The organism is Ruegeria sp. N8 (genome assembly GCF_056531325.1).
The window spans coordinates 506,661-523,129 of sequence record NZ_JBQFLQ010000002.1 but is presented as its reverse complement, the minus strand read 5'-3'; the positions used below and the strand labels follow the sequence as shown (position 1 = coordinate 523,129).

The following is a 16,469-nucleotide window of genomic DNA, read 5'->3' as shown; positions in this document are numbered from 1 at the left end:
CGACAAGGGTTTGCGCCACTTGTAAATACAGTTACCGTAACAATCTTTTCATCAAATGCGAATGTGAAAGGATTGGATCATGCCTTTTCCAAAACTCGGCCAAGCCATCGTCGTAGGCGCAGTGGCGCTAACCATTTTAGGTAGTCAGAGCCATGCAGGTACCATCACAGGAACTGCAACCTACCGCGAGCGGATCGCGGTGGCACCGGATGCGACGCTATATGTTGAGTTGCAAGATATTTCCCTCGCGGATGCCCCCGCTATCACGCTGGCGTCGCAGCGCTATGCCTTGACAGGTGTACCGGCTGAATACGCGCTGAACTATGATGATGCGCTGATCCAGAACGGCAGGACTTATGCGGTCCGAGGTTCTATCTATCACGGCAACAAATTGCTGTTCACGACGGATACGGTGAACCCCGTGCTGACACGGGGTGGTGGAGATACCGCTGATCTTGTGCTGGTGAAGGCTTCTCCGCAGGCAACCGTCAGTTTGAACAACACCAACTGGACGGCAATCGGCATCAACGGTGATGTGGTCGAAGCGCAACGCCCGCCGCAAATCACCTTCGAACAAGACGGTGCATTCGGCGGTACAGGCGGGTGCAACAGATTTTCGGGTCAGGCTGAAATCAGCGGTGACAGCCTGAGCTTTCCCGACAACATGGCCGCCACCCTGATGGCATGCCCGCCCGAGCTTGAAGAAGTCGAAGATCAATTCTTGGCCGCTCTTCAGACCGTAACCCGCTATGCGGTCGCAGGGGACAGCCTGGTGATGCTGGATGCAGGCGGTGAGCCCGTTTTGAAATTCGTCCGGGCCGAGTAATCAGGCCACAGCGCGCGACCGTCCGGCATTGCGGCCCGAGAAGATGCAGCCGCCTAGAAACGTGCCTTCAAGCGCGTTGTAGCCGTGATAGCCGCCACCGCCAAAACCTGCGACTTCTCCGGCCGCGAACAGGCCGGGAACGACCTGACCATCTGCCCCGATCATCTGGCTGTCGAGGTTGGTCTGCAACCCACCTAACGTCTTGCGCGTCAGAACGTGGAGCTTGACCGCGATTAAAGGACCGTTGTTCGGGTCAAGGAACTTGTGCGGCTTGGCTGTGCGGATCAGCCGGTCGCCACGATAGTTACGCGCGGCCAGAATGGCGGCCATCTGGGCATCTTTGGTGAAGGGGTTATCAACCTGTGAATCCCGCGCCTCTATCTGGGCGCGCAGATGAGCCTCATCGATCGGGGCGTCGCCCATCTGGTTCATACCGCTGACCAGTTCGGTCAGGGTGTTGGCGACGATGAAGTCTTCACCATGCTGTTTGAACGCCTCGACCGGGGCGGTGGCTTTTGATCCGGTCAGTATCCGCTGCAACAGCACTTCGCGCCAACCGCCTTCGGTCATGTCGGGGTTCTGTTCGGACCCAGATAGTGCGAATTCCTTCTTAATCACCTTCTGGGTCAGCACGAACCAGCTGTATTCATAGCCGGTTTTCAGGATTTCCTTTAGCGTACCCAGCGTGTCAAACCCCGGTAAACAGGGCGGCTTCATCCGGTTGCCGGTCGCGTCAAACCACATCGAACTAGGGCCGGGCAGGATGCGAATGCCGTGCGAAGGCCAGATCGGATTCCAGTTCCGCACGCCTTCGGTGTAATGCCACATCCGGTCGCCATTGATCACATGACCGCCCGCCTTCTCGCTGATGGCAATCATACGGCCATCGACGTGAAAGGGGACACCTGCGACCATATCCTTGGGCGGCTCCCCCAGCCGATCACGTGGCCAGTTCTTGCGCACCACCTCGAAATTGCCACCAATGCCGCCAGAGCTGACAATGACCGAAGGCGCGTAGACCTCAAACTCACCCACTTCGTCGCGGTTGGTCTTGGCCCCGTGCTGGGCGGTGTCGTCGGCCAGAACCTCGCCTGAGACCCCCTTGGCGCAGCCGTTCTGCATGATGATATGGCTGACCTGATGGCGGAATTTTAGCTCGACCAGTCCACTATCTACATGTTCGCGTACGCGGCGGATGAAATGTTCCAGCACGCCCGGCCCGGTGCCCCATGTGATGTGGAACCGAGGGACCGAGTTGCCGTGACCATCCGCATAGGACCCGCCGCGTTCAGCCCAGCCGACCACCGGAAACCAGCGCAGGCCCATGTCATGCAGCCAAGGACGCATCTCGCCAGCGGCGAATTCCACATAGGCCTCGGCCCATTTGCGCGGCCATGCGTCCTCATCCCGGTGGAACTGCGCACTGCCCATCCAGTCCCGCAAGGCCAGATCATGACTGTCGCGAATGCCCATGCGGCGCTGTTCTGGAGTGTCGATCATGAACAAGCCACCAAGGCTCCAAAATGCTTGCCCGCCCAAAAAATGCGCGGGTTCCTGATCGACGATAATTACCTTTTTGCCCCGGTCGCCCAACTCTGCAGCGGCAGCCAGCCCCGCCAGACCGGCCCCAACGACGATGGCATCTGCTGTGTTCTTGGTCATGTAGCGTCCTTTCAGCGGCGGCGGAACCAGAGGATGAAGGGCAGGGCCACCGCATACATGGTGATCCCGTAGACGGCGGAAGGCAGGGCCAATGGGCTGAACCCGCTTTCCGTCCCGGTGATCAGCGCAGCCAGCGTGATGCCCAGAGTCGAGTTCTGAATGCCAGTTTCGATTGAGACAGTCTTAGCCTCATTCCAAGACAGGTTCGCGACCCGCGCCAGCCCCAGCCCGATGAGCAGCAGGCCAAGGTTCAGAGTGATCAGCCCAGCCCCCATGATCCCAAGGTTATCGACAAAGAGTTGCCAATTCCCTGCCAGCGCCGCGAGCACGACCAGAACAAACAGCGTGGTCGCCAGCTTGGACAATCCGGGTTCGATCCGATTGGCAAATTCGATTGCAAAATGGCGGATGCTGACGCCGATGGCGACGGGAAGGGTGGTGATCAGGAACATGGCGATGGCCAGCCCGGTGATCGAGACCTCGGGCGCGTCGTCGCCCATGAAGTAGTTGATCGACCATGCCGCTAGAAAGGGTACGGTCAGCATCGACAATAGGCTGATCACCGCCGTCAGGCTGACCGACAGCGCCACGTCGCCCTTGGCCAGTTTGGAGAGAATGTTGCTGGTCACTCCGCCGGGGCAGAAGCTGAGGATCATGAACCCCACGGCAATCTCGGGCGGCAGCGCGAACAGCGCAACGGTCGCAAAAGCCGCGACCGGCAGTAACACGACCTGACACAGCGCGCCGATGGCAAAGGGGTAGCCGCGTGTCAGGACGCGGCGGAAATCTGCGATCTCAAGCCCGATGCCCAAAGACAACATGATGATGGCCAGCGACAGGGGCAAGCCGACAGATATGAGTAGATCCAAGAACAACTCCTCCCAAAGCCGTTCCGGTCAGCCTATGCGAGCGGTCCGCAATTGCGCAACCGCGCCGTTGGGTCAGCCATAGCGTTCCGCAAAACGGCGCAGGATCAGTGCCGGCTGGGTGACGTCGGCCGCGTGGCAGATGTCGATCAGGCGCTGGGCGTCTTCGGGCGGGAAATAGCCGTGATGCTTGTAGATGTTGATACGTTCCTCGAAGTCTTTTGCCTCGGCCTCGGGGTGGAACTGCGTGGCATAGACGTTGTGGCCAAAGCGGATCATCTGAAACGGGCAGGGGTCCGAGGCTAGCAGTTGCACGCAGCCATCGGGCAAGGCCTGCACAGCCTCTTTATGGCCGACAAAGGCGTCGAACGTATCGGCCAACCCGTTGGTGAGCGGGTCCTGGGCGCCATCCTCAGTCATGTGACAGGTCGAGGGGCCAACAGGTTCGCCGTATTGCGCCTTGCTGACCGAACCGCCCAGATGCGCGGCCAGTATTCCCAGACCATAACAGCAGCCCATGAACGGATGGTCCTGTGCGGTAATCTGCGGCATCAGTCCCATGATCGCTGCTTCGACCCGCGCATCGACCGCCGATTTTGTTGCCGGATCATCGCTGACACATCCGGGACCACCGCCGACGATCACACCGGCATAGTCGGTCACGTCCAGCCCCTCGGGCAGGTTCTCGCAATCCAGCCGGATGCGGTGCGTTCGCTCGGGCGTCAATCCGGTTTTGTCCAGGATCGAGGCATATTCGGCATCCGAGGCATCGGTTTCGGGACGCAGTTGCAGGATCAGAAATCGTTTCATACGCAGCCTTTACCCGTCACAACGGCCAGAACACAAGGATCGAGGGGATCGAGACCGCGATGATCAAAATCTCAAGCGGCAGCCCCATGCGCCAGTAGTCGCCGAAATGATAGCCGCCGGGGCCCAGAACCAGCGTGTTGTTCTTGTGGCCAATCGGCGTCAGAAACGCAGCCGAGGCCGCAACCGCGACCGTCATCAGAAACGGATCGGGCGAGACCTCCAGCGTGCGGGCCATCTGGATGCCAACTGGGGCGGCGACAATGGCTGTGGCGGTGTTGTTCAGCACATCCGACAGGGTCATGGTGACGACCATCAACACAGTCAGGATCGCCCAGGCGGGCAGGCCATCGGTCAGTTGGATCAGCGCATTTGCGATCAATTCAGTCCCGCCAGAAGTCTCCAATGCACTGCCGAGCGGGATCATCGACCCCAGCAGTACCACGACGGGCCATTCGATATGGTTGTAGATCTCGCTAATAGGCATGATCTTGGTCAGCACATAGGCCACCACGACCAGACCCAGCGCAATCGGCAGGTAGATCAGCCCGATACTGGCCGCCAGCACGGCCGCCCCGAACAGACCAATCGCCAGCCAAGACTTGTCATTGGCGGTCACGTTCAGGCCGCGCTCGGCCAGCGGCAGACAGCCCAGCCACTCGGTCACGTCCACGCTGCGGTCACGCGGACAGAGCAGCAACAGGATATCGCCCGCCTCAACCTCGGTCTTGCGGACTTGCTGTGTGATCTGGCGGCCTTGGCGCGAGATGCCCATAAGCACTGTGCTTTGTCGCCATGCCAGCCCCAACCCTTGGGCGGTGCGCCCGGTGATACGGGCGTTTTCGGTGGCGACGACCTCGATCACCTCTAACCCGTCACCCTCGGCAGTCAGCAATTCCTGCCGTCGCGTGTCCGAGAAATCAAGGTTCAGCGCCGAGCGGAATTCGTCCAGCGCCTCGGGTCTGGCCTCCAGCACCAGCGCATCGCCCGCGTGCAGGGTGGCATGGGCTGAACGCCCATAGCGACGCTTGCCGTCGCGGATCAGGCCGATGATGGCGACGTCGGATTTCTCGGCCACCTCGTACAACTCGCTGACGCGCTTGCCGATTTGGGGCGACGCGGGCGGGATGGTCAGTTCAGCGATATATTCGGCCAGTTCCTCAGAACTTTCGGTCTGCGGGCCTCGATTTGGGATCAACCGCCAACCTATCAGAGCGACAAAGGCCAGACCGGCAATGGCCGCAATCCCGCCTACGGGGGCGAAATCGAACATTTGGAACGGCTCACCCAGCGTCTCTGCTCGGATCGAGGCGATGATGATGTTGGGCGGTGTGCCGATCAGTGTAACCATGCCACCCAGAATGGTAGCGAAACTCAGCGGCATCAGTGACAGGCCAACAGACCGTCCGGCCTTGCGCGCCGTCTGGATATCGACCGGCATCAAAAGCGCAAGTGCCGCCACGTTGTTCATGAAGGCCGACAGGACCGCGCCGATCCCGCCCATCAGCGCGATGTGGGCGCCAAGCCCGCGCGAGGCATCGACGAGCGAGCGAGTGATCAGAAACACCGCGCCCGAGCGCACCAGCCCGGCAGACACGACCAGAACCAATGCAACGATAATGGTTGCGGGATGGCCGAACCCGGCGAATGCGTTGTCCACGGGCACGACGCCCAGCACAACACTAATCATCAGCGCCGAAAAGGCAACCAGATCATATCGGAACCGCCCCCATAGAAGCATTCCGAAAACCGTGGCGAAAAGTGCAAAAAGAATAATTTGATCACTTGTCATGTCGCCACCATACCTGCGACGGGATATGGGGCAAGCCGCTCTCTTGATCCTGCCCCCCGCAAACGTCTATATGAGCGCCGAACACGCAAACATGATGACGAGGACGCACTATGGCAGGCCACTCCAAATGGGCCAACATCCAGCACCGCAAGGGACGTCAGGACGCCGCGCGGTCCAAACTGTTTTCCAAACTGTCGAAAGAGATCACCGTTGCCGCCAAAATGGGCGACCCCGATCCCGACAAGAACCCGCGCCTGCGTCTGGCCGTGAAAGAGGCCAAGTCGAACTCGGTTCCCAAGGACGTGATCGACCGCGCGATCAAGAAATCGGTGGCTGGTGAAGGCGACGAATACGAAGAAATCCGGTACGAGGGCTATGGCCCCAACGGCGTGGCGGTGATCGTCGAGACGATGACCGACAACCGCAACCGGACTGCCTCGACCGTGCGGTCCACCTTCTCGAAGAATGGCGGCAATCTTGGCGAGACCGGCTCGGTCGGGTTCATGTTCGACCGAAAGGGAGAGGTTGTCTATCAGGCGGACGCGGGCGACGCGGACACGATCTTTGAAGCCGCAATCGAGGCGGGTGCCGAAGATGTCGAAAGCTCGGAAGACGGTCACATCATCTGGTGCGCCGATACCGATCTGAACGACGTATCCAACGCGCTGGAAGAGGCCTTGGGCGAGTCCGAATCCACTAAGCTGGTGTGGAAACCCACGACCACGACCGAGCTGGGTCTGGAAGATATGCAAAAGTTGATGAAGCTGGTCGATGCGCTGGAAGATGATGACGATGTGCAGCGCGTAACGACCAATTTCGAAGCGACGGATGAGGTCATGGCTCAGCTGTGATCCTGTCGTTAATCGATCAGGAAAACCCGACCTCTGGTCGGGTTTTTTTATGCGCCTTTTCAGTGTGCTTGGCGGATTGCGTTAAACTCGGTAAGCTGTTCGTAAAACAGCAATGAGAGCATGACGGACAGTCCCCCGATCCCTGCAAAACGAAACCTGCCTGTGTTGACCGGGCAAAGCATCCTGTCGCAAATCGCCTGGACGCTAGGCAGCCCCTCCATCGTGCTGCCGTTTCTTGCTGTTTCGCTGGAATTGCCGATGTTCATAGCAGGCGCGCTGGTCTCGGTTCGCATGGTGGGCAGCGTGATTGCGGATGTGTTCCTGGCGCGTTCGATTTCGGCCCACGACCGCAAGAAACGTGGCATTGCGCTGACCGAGGTCGCGGTTGGCCTCTGCCTTCTGATCGCATTGGGGGTTGCGACGACGGGTTATGTGCCACTGATCGCGGCTGCGTTTGTCCTTGTTTTCTTCATCATCGGGTTGGTCGATGAGATGCAGATGCTGATGTATACGGATTTATTGGGCGATCACGTTCAATCCAAATCCCGCATGATCATGCGTTATCTGCAACTAGGGGTCGGAGGGCTTGGCGCCATCGGTCTGGCGCTTTTGGTGCATGAGATCGTCAAAGAAAACCCGCCTTTCTCGCGCCATTCAGCAATCATCTTCGTGTCCGTGGGCTTTTTTATTCTGTCGGGCCTGGCCATTCTGGCGATGTTCGAAGGCGCGCGCAGTGGTGAAAGCACCCGCGATACCGCGCCTGAGGCGAAACGCAAGTTCATCACCTATTTCACCGACATCATCGCGATGTTCAACGAGGCGTGGTTCCGGCGTTACATGATCATGCGCTTGCCTCTGGTCGCGGCCACGCTTTCAGTGCCCTTTTTCGCCCTGATCGCGGCTGAGGCGCACCATGCCTCGGCCAAGGGTCTGACGGCCATGATCGTTTCCTCGGCGTCTGGCTATCTGGTTTCCGCGCCGTTGTGGCAGGTGGTGAACATGAAATCCCACCGGGCAGTCATGGTGACGGGGAACCTGATGGTCGCCATCACCGGGTCGGTGCTTTTGGTCTTTCATTTCTTCGACTTGGATCATGATGTTCATCTACACGCCATCGCGCTGTTCATCGTGACGGTGGCCGTGACAGGCATCAGCAGCGCACGAAAACTGTATTATCTGGACGTGGCCCCCAAGGATCAGCGCGTCAAGGGCGCGGCAGCGATCAAAAGCGTCAGCCGCCTAGTCGCAGTCATCCTTTCCGCCGCGCTGGCCGCGGTGGCGCATATGCACGAGGTCGCCTGGGCCATTGCCTTTATCGTTGTGGTGGCCGTTTTTGCGGCCTTTGCCTGCTATCGTCTTGTTTTGCCGATGCCGGAAAGCTCGGCTTCAGCCTGACCTATAGCGGCCGCAACGTGCGGCTTGCACTGCGTTTCACGGCTTGGGTCAACGGTTGCAGGGCCGGGGCCAGAATGCGCCCGACCTGCCATGTCAGTGGCACGTCAAACGGGGCATCGGGTTTTAGTACAGTCAGTCGGCCATCCTCCAGCGCTGATTTCGCCAGATTTTCCGGGTTCATACCCCATCCCAATCCGGCAATGGCCGCATCGACAAAGCCATGCGACGACGCGAGAAAATGCGACGGCGGTGAGATGCGTCGCCCGAATTCCTGAGCGATCCAAGCCTTTTGCAAGCCGTCCTTGCGGTTAAAGGTCAGGCAAGGCGCACGGCCAAGACTGACGGTATCGACGCTGTTTGAGAACCACTTTTGCATAAAGGCAGGGCTGGCCGTCGCGAGATAGCGAAACGACCCCAAAGCAAAGGCATCGCATCCCGCTACAGGTTGCCCGCCAATGGTGACAGCGGCGCTGACCTCGCCCCGGCGCAACCAGTCGGCGGAATGGTCTTGATCGTCCAGTACAAGGTCGAACAACAACCCATCCACCTGCGCCATGGCTTGAATGAACCATGTCGCCAGAACATCGGCGGGTACAGCGATGCGCACGCGGGTCAAGGGGGCCTCTCGGTCCAGCGTCAGTTCACGCGCCAGTTGGGCTTCAAGCAGTCCAATATCCTCGGCATGTTGCGCAATGCGCAGCCCGGCGGGGGTGGCCGTGCACGGGGTGCCGCGCAGGATCAAGGCTGCGCCGACCCGATCCTCCAGCGCTTTGATCCGCTGGGAAATGGCCGAAGGCGTGACGGACAACTCGGACGCGGCGGCCTCGAAACTGCCGTGGCGCAGAATGGCTGACAAAGCCGACAGGTGGTTGGGATCGAGCAGCATTAGCTTAGCTTAATCAAGATCAACATCTTTAATTTGATAGGGCGGCAGGATCGTCGTAGTCAACGGGGCATCGCGTAAGGAGGTCCCATGTCCACATCCCTGATCGCCGGTTTTGCGCTTGGCTTCAGCCTGATCCTTGCCATCGGGGCCCAGAATGCCTTTGTCCTGCGACAGGGGCTGCGGCGCGAGCATGTGTTTCCCCTGTGTCTGACCTGCGCCGTCTCGGACGCGATTCTGATTGCGGCGGGCGTGGCCGGGTTCGGAACGCTGGCGCAGGCGGTCCCGTGGTTTGAGACCGCGATGCGCTATGGTGGTGCGATTTTCCTGACATGGTACGGGTTACGCAGCCTGCGATCCGCGTGGCGCGGCGGCGCGGTGATGCATGTCACGGGCGGCCAGCGTGCCAGCCTGCGCTCGGTCCTGCTGACGGTGCTGGCTTTCACCTGGCTGAATCCGCATGTCTATCTGGATACCGTGGTTCTGATCGGATCAATCTCGGCGCAATATGAGGATCGGCTGGCATTTGCCGCCGGCGCAATGATTTCCAGCTTTGTCTTCTTTTTTTCGCTGGGCTACGGGGCAGGGGTCTTGTCCCCGATCTTCGCGCGCCCCAGGGCATGGCAGGTGCTGGACGCGATTATCGGTGTGGTGATGCTGTCGATTGCGGTCAAGCTTGTCTCACTCTGAGGGTCTTGCTCTTGGGCGGTATTCGGTGTTGAACCGTTAACATGACAACCCTCACCGCGCCCTCCCGGCCTGTCGCCGGCATGTTCTGGATGTTCTCGGCCGGGATATCGTTCGTGGCCATGACGGCGCTGGTAAAGTCGCTGGGATCCAGTATGGACCCGATACAGGCCGCGTTTTTCCGGTTTGTGTTCGGGTTGGTCTTTCTGCTGCCTGCTTTGCGACTAATCGTGTCCACGCCGCTGACGCGCAAGCATCTGACCCTGTTCGGGATACGCGGGATAGTGCATGCGGTGTCGGTGATGTTCTGGTTCTATGCAATGACCCAGATCCCCTTGGCCGAGGTTACGGCGATGAACTACATGACCCCGGTCTATGTCACGCTTGGTGCGGCGCTGTTTCTGGGCGAGCCGCTGGCGTTTCGGCGTATCGCGGCCATTGGCGTGGCCCTGATCGGGGTTGCCATTATCCTCAGACCGGGGTTTCGAGAGGTTTCGCCCGGTCATATCGCCATGCTGATGACCTCGCTGACATTAGGGGCGTCTTATCTACTGGCCAAGCGGCTGGTGCAGGACTTGCCGCCCTCGGTCGTGGTGGCGCATATGTCGATCTGGGTAACCATCGCGCTGATCCCGTTTGTGATTGCGGTCTGGACGCCGCCCAGTTGGTACGATCTGGGCATCCTGTTCCTGATCGCCAGCTTCGCCACGCTGGGGCACTATTTGATGACGCTGGCCTTGCAGGCAGCCCCTGTGGCCGTCACACAACCGGTGACCTTCCTGCAGCTGATCTGGGCGACGCTTATGGGGGCGTTGGTCTTTCATGAAAGCGTCGACTTTTGGGTTGTCGCCGGTGGCACACTGATTCTGGCCGCCGTCAGTTTCATCGCCTGGCGCGAGGCGGTTTTGAACCGCAGCAGCCTGACCACGCCCAGCATTGCCCCCAAGCTCTAGTCGATTTCCAGGTGGCAGAGGTGTTATTGATTGACGAGTCAATAAAAACACCCTAGCGTTTTTCCATCCTGCGCAGTGAAAGGGGGAGAGATGCCAAAACTCGGAATGGAGCCGATCCGTCGGGATGCGATCGTCAAGGCGACGATTGCCGAGCTTGGTGCAAAGAAATCCCTCGACGTCACTGTGAGTCAGATTGCCAAGCGAGCCGGTATGTCCAGCGCACTGGCGCATCATTATTTCGGGGGCAAGGATCAGATTTTCCTGGCGGCCATGCGCCGTATCCTGTCCGACTTCGGGGCTGAGGCCCGACAAGAGCTGAGCTCCGCCGCACCTGATGAACGCCCGCAGGCGATTATCCGGTCCTGCTTTGCGCCCTCGTGCTTTACGCCCGATGTGATCGCTGCATGGATGACCTTTTATGTGCTGGCACAAACCAACGAGGAGGCCCTGCGCCTTTGGAAAATATACCAGGCGCGCATCCGTTCTAATCTGATCCACGCGCTGCGCCCATTACTGTCGGACCCTGTCGAGGTCGCGGATGACATGGTGGCGCTGATTGACGGCCTTTATATCCACGCCGCCCTGAACGCCCCGGAGGAACCGGAACTGGCAGTTAACCACGCAATGCGCGTGCTCGACACGTTTCTTGAGGCTGAAAAATGATACAACCCAACATTCTGATCCTGATGGTGGATCAGTTGAACGGGACCCTTTTTCCGGATGGTCCCGCAGATTGGCTGCATGCACCGAACCTGAAAAAACTGGCCGCCCGGTCCACGCGGTTTGCCAATGCCTACACAGCCTCACCTTTGTGTGCGCCTGGCCGGGCCAGTTTCATGTCCGGGCAGTTGCCTTCGCGCACCGGCGTCTATGACAACGCGGCCGAGTTCCGCAGCGACATCCCTACCTATGCGCACCACTTGCGCGGGGCTGGGTACTATACCTGCTTGTCAGGCAAGATGCATTTCGTCGGCCCCGATCAATTGCACGGGTTCGAGGACCGCTTGACCACTGACATCTACCCCGCAGATTTCGGCTGGACGCCCGATTATCGCAAACCGGGCGAGCGGATCGACTGGTGGTATCACAACATGGGTTCGGTGACGGGTGCTGGCGTGGCCGAGATTTCCAACCAGATGGAATATGACGACGAGGTCGCATATAACGCCAAGGCCAAGCTCTATGATCTGGCGCGCGGCAAGGACGATCGCCCATGGTGCGTGACCGTCAGCTTTACCCACCCGCATGATCCCTACGTGGCGCGTCGGAAATATTGGGATCTGTACGAGGATTGCGAGCATCTGCTGCCCGAAGTTTCGGACCTTGGCTATGACAATCAGGACGCGCATTCCAAACGGATTTTCGACGCGAATGACTGGCGTAGCTTTGACATCTCTGAGGACGATATCCGCAAGTCCCGCCGGGCCTATTTCGCCAATATCTCGTATCTGGACGATAAGATCGGCGAAATCCTCGAAGTGTTGGAAACCACGCGGCAAGAGGCAACGATCCTGTTTGTCTCGGACCACGGCGACATGCTGGGTGAGCGGGGCCTGTGGTTCAAGATGACCTTCTTCGAGGGCTCGTCGCGGGTGCCGCTGATGATCTCTTCGCCCGATTTACCAGCAGGTCGGATTGAGGCACCGGTCTCGACCATCGACGTCACGCCGACGCTTGGCGCGCTTGCAGGTGTCGACATGGCCGAAATCGCACCATGGACCGATGGCGAAGACCTCGTGCCGCTGGCTAAAGGCGCCGAGCGGACTGCGCCCGTGGCGATGGAATATGCGGCCGAGGCGTCATACGCGCCGCTGGTTTCGCTGCGGTATGGCAAGTGGAAATACAACCGCTGCGCGTTGGACCCCGACCAGTTGTTCGACCTTGAGGCCGATCCGCATGAGTTGGAAAATCTCGCCGAAAAACCTGAACATGCAGGCACCTTGCAAACCCTGCGTGCCAAGTCCGAGGCGCGTTGGGATCTAAACCGGTTCGACGAAGATGTACGTGCCAGTCAAGCCCGCAGATGGGTGGTGTATGAGGCGCTGCGGCAGGGGGGGTACTACCCTTGGGATTATCAGCCCCTGCAAAAGGCATCCGAGCGTTACATGCGCAACCACATGGACCTGAATGTCGTCGAGGAAAGCCAACGCTTTCCCCGCGGAGAATAACAGACTGATTTAGTAATACCCCCTTCGGTTCCGCCAAGGTTTTTCGATGGAAAATCTTGGTGCACCGGTGGGAAACGGAGACCCGAAAATGGAAGCAGATTTCGTCATCGTCGGCGCAGGTTCCGCAGGCTGCGCGATGGCATACCGGCTAAGCGAGGCGGGGGCCTCGGTTCTGGTGATCGAGCATGGCGGAACGGATGCTGGACCGTTCATCCAGATGCCGGCTGCACTGAGCTATCCGATGAATATGTCGCGCTACGACTGGGGCTATCAGTCCGAGCCCGAGCCGCATCTGAACAACCGTCGTTTGGCCTGTCCACGCGGCAAGGTGATCGGAGGGTCTTCCTCGATCAACGGCATGGTCTATGTGCGCGGCCATGCGCGGGACTTTGATACCTGGGCCGAGATGGGGGCGGATGGGTGGTCCTATTCTGATGTGCTGCCTTATTACAAACGCATGGAGACCTGGCACGACGGTGGGCACGGGGGCGACACGGCGTGGCGCGGCACCGATGGTCCGCTGCATGTGTCGCGTGGGCCGCGCGAGAATCCGCTGTTCAAAGCGTTCGTCGATGCGGGCCAACAGGCAGGGTACGAGGTCACGGGCGACTATAACGGCGAAAAGCAGGAAGGCTTTGGCCCAATGGAGCAAACCGTCTGGAAGGGGCGGCGCTGGTCTGCGGCGAATGCGTATCTGAAGCCTGCGCTCAAGCGTGACAATTGCGATATTGTGCGGGGTCTGGCGTCGAAGGTCCTAATCGAGAATGGCCGTGCGACCGGAGTTGAACTTGTGCGCGGTGGCACGACTGAGGTCATTCGCGCCCGGCGCGAGGTGGTGCTGGCGGCGTCGTCCATCAACTCGCCCAAACTGTTGATGTTGTCAGGGATTGGCCCGTCGGCGCATCTGGCCGAGCATGGGATTGAGGTTGTTGCGGATCGCCCCGGTGTGGGCGCAAACCTGCAGGATCATCTGGAGCTTTATATCCAGCAGGCGTCGCTTCAGCCGATCACGCTGTATAAACACTGGAACCTGATCAGCAAGGGCTTGATCGGCGCGCAGTGGCTGTTCACGAAAACCGGGCTTGGCGCATCGAACCAGTTTGAAAGCGCGGCGTTCATTCGCTCGCAGCCGGGTGTCGAATATCCTGACATTCAGTACCACTTCCTGCCGATTGCCGTACGCTATGACGGGCAGGCGGCGGCCGAGGGGCATGGGTTCCAGGCGCATGTTGGGCCGATGCGGTCGCCGTCGCGGGGTGCTGTGACATTGCGATCCAAAAGGGCCGAGGATGCCCCTGTGATCCAGTTCAACTACATGAGTCATGAGACGGATTGGGAAGACTTCCGCACCTGTATCCGCCTGACCCGCGAGATTTTCGGGCAGCAGGCGTTCAAACCTTATGCCGGCAAGGAAATTCAGCCCGGTGCTGACGTTCAAACAGATGATGAATTGAACGCTTTCATCGCCGAACATGCCGAAAGCGCCTATCACCCGTGTGGTACCTGCCGGATGGGGCGGGCGGAAGACAAACATGCTGTCGTGGACCCTGAAGGGCGCGTGATTGGTGTGGGCGGGTTGCGCGTCGCCGACAGCTCGATCTTTCCGCAGATTACCAATGGCAACCTCAATGCACCTTCGATCATGGTGGGCGAGAAGATGTCGGACCATCTGCTGGGGAAAGACGCCTTGCCCAAGGCCAATGATCGCCCGTGGATACATCCGCAATGGGCTACCGCGCAACGGTGATTTGATCCGCGTCAAAGCGGGTTTTGGAAGACATCTATAGACTTGACTCGCAACGATATATTTTAGGAGCGAACAGGAATGTCCCACACCCCGCATGAGCTGGCCGAAGAATTTCCGGACAAAGTTGAATTGATGAGCCAGCTCAAGCAATCAGACGCGCATTTTGCGCGGTTGGCGGATGAGTATCATGAAATCAACCGTGTCGTTCATCGCGCTGAAACCAATGTCGAGCCGATGGAAGATCTGGCTGAGGGCGAGCTGCGCAAGAAGCGTGCGGCGCTGAAGGACGAGATCTGGTCGATCTTATCCAAGGGTTGAACATCAGGGGCGGGGGCTCTGCCCCCGTCGCCTTCGGCGACTCCCCCGAGGTATTCTGAACAGAAGAAGGTCAGGTCACTTCGTAGGGGAGGGTGCCGCGTGTGTGCGCGTCAATCGTGAGGCGTCTTTCCAGAGGCGGGACTGAGCGTTGGTGGCAGTTTTGCCGCTCGCAGATTCGGCACGAGATGCCGATAGGCTCGTAAGCGCTGGCATTGTTGATATCGAGATTGTCGGCGTAGACCAACGCTTCAGCGTGACGGATTTCGCAACCCAGAGCGATGGCATAACGACGTACGGGGGCCCCGAATGAGCCGCCGGACTTCGAGACATCCCGCGCCAGCGAGATATATTGAACCCCGTCTGGTGTCTCCGCCAGTTGGCGCAGGAAATGGCCCGGTGTTTCGAACGCGCGGTGGACGTTCCACAGGGGGCAGGCGCCTCCGAACCGGGCAAATTGCAGCCGCGTTGCAGAATGGCGCTTGGTGATGGTGCCCGCTTGATCGACGCGGACAAAGAAGAAAGGGATACCTTTGGCGCCGGGCCGCTGCATGGTAGACAATCGGTGCGCTACCTGTTCAATCGACGCCCCAAACCGGTTGCTGAGCAGTTCGAGATCGTGACGACAGTCCTGCGCCGCCTCCAAAAATGTGCCATAGGGCATTAGCGACGCACCCGCGAAATAGTTCGCCAGACCGATTTTCGCGATCGCGCGGGCCTCTTCCGTCTGGAACTTGGCAAAGTCCAATGTGGCCTCGAGCAGCTTGTTTTGCTGAATCAGCGCTACTTGCAGCAAGAGTTGGAAAACCTGCGTTTGCGGCGCAATGCGGGAGGACAGCAGAAGCGTTTTGCTGTCAGCGTCATATTTGCGCGTTTCTTCGATATCGGAAAACTGAACGCGTATGTCACGCTCGGCCAAGCTGTTGATCGCGGCGGCACGCACGCCGCCAGTGTCTTGTGCGCGGGTTGCGAATCGTTCGGCCGCGCGGTCGACAGCGTCGATATAGTTGTCGCAATAATGGAAGAAATCCCGAACCTCCTCCCAGGGGCTGGCTTGAATCTGCGCGTCTTCGCGCCCCAGCGCTTCGTCCAGTGAGGCCAGCCGTTCATGCGTTTGGCGGTAGGTTTGATGCAGTGCGATGAAGGCGCGGGCCAATGCCGGTGCGTTTGAGGCCGCCAGCCGCAGATCGGCAAGAGGTGGCGTGGCATCATCAAAGACGGGGTCGGCCAGGGCCTCGCGCATATCCGACACCAACCGTTCGCTGTCACCAGTGCTAAGCTCGGTCACGTCCATGCCGAATTCCTGCGCCAAGGCCAGAACCACGGTGGTGGAAATCGGACGGTTGTTGTTCTCCATCTGGTTCAAATAGGGCAGGGAAACCCCAAGTTTGGCAGCGAATTCTTTTTGCGTCAGGGTCAGGCGCGTGCGCATTTCGCGCAGTTTCGCACCGGCATAGAGTTTCTGGGTCGCCATAGCGGGCCTTTGCAACTTTTCTGTTGCGGCAAGCTAACTTTGC

General features: G+C 59.4%; 15 protein-coding genes. 9 read left to right on the top strand and 6 right to left on the bottom strand.

The genetic code is table 11. The features are described 5' to 3' along the window. Positions 1-79: 79 nt before the first annotated feature. Positions 80-826: a YbaY family lipoprotein gene (locus tag ACR0C5_RS06655; protein ID WP_480875446.1), complete on the top strand. Its 747-nt coding sequence runs from the start codon at positions 80-82 to the stop codon at positions 824-826. Here the strand turns inward: ACR0C5_RS06655 and ACR0C5_RS06650 are convergent, their stop codons facing one another. The 4 genes from ACR0C5_RS06650 to ACR0C5_RS06635 all read right to left on the bottom strand — a co-directional run bounded on the left by ACR0C5_RS06650 (position 827) and on the right by ACR0C5_RS06635 (position 5,953). After that, positions 827-2,488 (bottom strand): FAD-binding dehydrogenase, encoded by a 1,662-nt coding sequence (locus tag ACR0C5_RS06650; RefSeq protein ID WP_480875443.1) that lies wholly within the window; start codon positions 2,486-2,488, stop codon positions 827-829. Positions 2,489-2,499: 11 nt separating this feature from the next. Next, entirely contained in the window at positions 2,500-3,357 is an 858-nt protein-coding gene (locus ACR0C5_RS06645) for a bile acid:sodium symporter family protein (RefSeq protein WP_170769135.1), read from the bottom strand. A 72-nt stretch (positions 3,358-3,429) separates the two neighbouring features. Continuing rightward, positions 3,430-4,164: a glutamine amidotransferase gene (locus tag ACR0C5_RS06640; protein ID WP_170769136.1), complete on the bottom strand. Its 735-nt coding sequence runs from the start codon at positions 4,162-4,164 to the stop codon at positions 3,430-3,432. Between the two features lie 16 nt (positions 4,165-4,180). Further along, positions 4,181-5,953 carry an SLC13 family permease gene (locus ACR0C5_RS06635; RefSeq protein WP_480875435.1) on the bottom strand — a complete coding sequence of 591 codons (1,773 nt, stop codon included), beginning with the start codon at positions 5,951-5,953 and terminating at the stop codon, positions 4,181-4,183. Between the two features lie 110 nt (positions 5,954-6,063). On the opposite strand from ACR0C5_RS06635, the gene ACR0C5_RS06630 reads away from it, so the two are divergent. Next, a complete protein-coding gene (locus tag ACR0C5_RS06630) occupies positions 6,064-6,804 on the top strand; it encodes a YebC/PmpR family DNA-binding transcriptional regulator (RefSeq protein WP_170352472.1) in 741 nt (246 codons plus the stop codon). Positions 6,805-6,924: 120 nt separating this feature from the next. Continuing rightward, positions 6,925-8,199, top strand: a complete 1,275-nt coding sequence (locus ACR0C5_RS06625; protein ID WP_480875432.1) for an MFS transporter — start codon at positions 6,925-6,927, stop codon at positions 8,197-8,199. 1 nt (position 8,200) lies between these two features. On the opposite strand, the gene ACR0C5_RS06620 is transcribed toward ACR0C5_RS06625, so the two are convergent. Continuing rightward, positions 8,201-9,085: a LysR family transcriptional regulator ArgP gene (locus ACR0C5_RS06620; RefSeq protein WP_170769140.1), complete on the bottom strand. Its 885-nt coding sequence runs from the start codon at positions 9,083-9,085 to the stop codon at positions 8,201-8,203. A gap of 87 nt (positions 9,086-9,172) precedes the next feature. Between ACR0C5_RS06620 and ACR0C5_RS06615 the strand changes: the two genes are divergently transcribed. The 6 genes from ACR0C5_RS06615 (at position 9,173) to ACR0C5_RS06590 (ending at position 14,955) form a co-directional block, all read left to right on the top strand. Further along, complete coding sequence (locus ACR0C5_RS06615; RefSeq protein ID WP_170784007.1) at positions 9,173-9,772, top strand: LysE/ArgO family amino acid transporter; 600 nt, start codon at positions 9,173-9,175, stop codon at positions 9,770-9,772. A 41-nt stretch (positions 9,773-9,813) separates the two neighbouring features. Further along, positions 9,814-10,722: a DMT family transporter gene (locus tag ACR0C5_RS06610; protein ID WP_480875426.1), complete on the top strand. Its 909-nt coding sequence runs from the start codon at positions 9,814-9,816 to the stop codon at positions 10,720-10,722. A 90-nt stretch (positions 10,723-10,812) separates the two neighbouring features. Then, the gene (gene betI, locus ACR0C5_RS06605) at positions 10,813-11,385 is read left to right on the top strand and encodes a choline-binding transcriptional repressor BetI (RefSeq protein ID WP_170769143.1); all 573 of its coding nucleotides are present in this window, start codon (positions 10,813-10,815) and stop codon (positions 11,383-11,385) included. Beyond that, the gene (gene betC, locus ACR0C5_RS06600; protein WP_480875423.1) at positions 11,382-12,890 is read left to right on the top strand and encodes a choline-sulfatase; all 1,509 of its coding nucleotides are present in this window, start codon (positions 11,382-11,384) and stop codon (positions 12,888-12,890) included. Before betI ends, betC begins: the two co-directional genes overlap by 4 nt. A gap of 88 nt (positions 12,891-12,978) precedes the next feature. Next, positions 12,979-14,637, top strand: coding sequence for a choline dehydrogenase (betA, locus tag ACR0C5_RS06595; RefSeq protein WP_480875420.1), 1,659 nt, complete (start codon positions 12,979-12,981; stop codon positions 14,635-14,637). Positions 14,638-14,715: 78 nt separating this feature from the next. Beyond that, on the top strand, positions 14,716-14,955 hold the full coding sequence (locus tag ACR0C5_RS06590; RefSeq protein ID WP_170769146.1) for an HP1242/YdcH family protein: 240 nt from the start codon (positions 14,716-14,718) through the stop codon (positions 14,953-14,955). 70 nt (positions 14,956-15,025) lie between these two features. On the opposite strand, the gene ACR0C5_RS06585 is transcribed toward ACR0C5_RS06590, so the two are convergent. Beyond that, on the bottom strand, positions 15,026-16,426 hold the full coding sequence (locus ACR0C5_RS06585) for a helix-turn-helix domain-containing protein (protein WP_170769147.1): 1,401 nt from the start codon (positions 16,424-16,426) through the stop codon (positions 15,026-15,028). Positions 16,427-16,469: the final 43 nt, after the last annotated feature.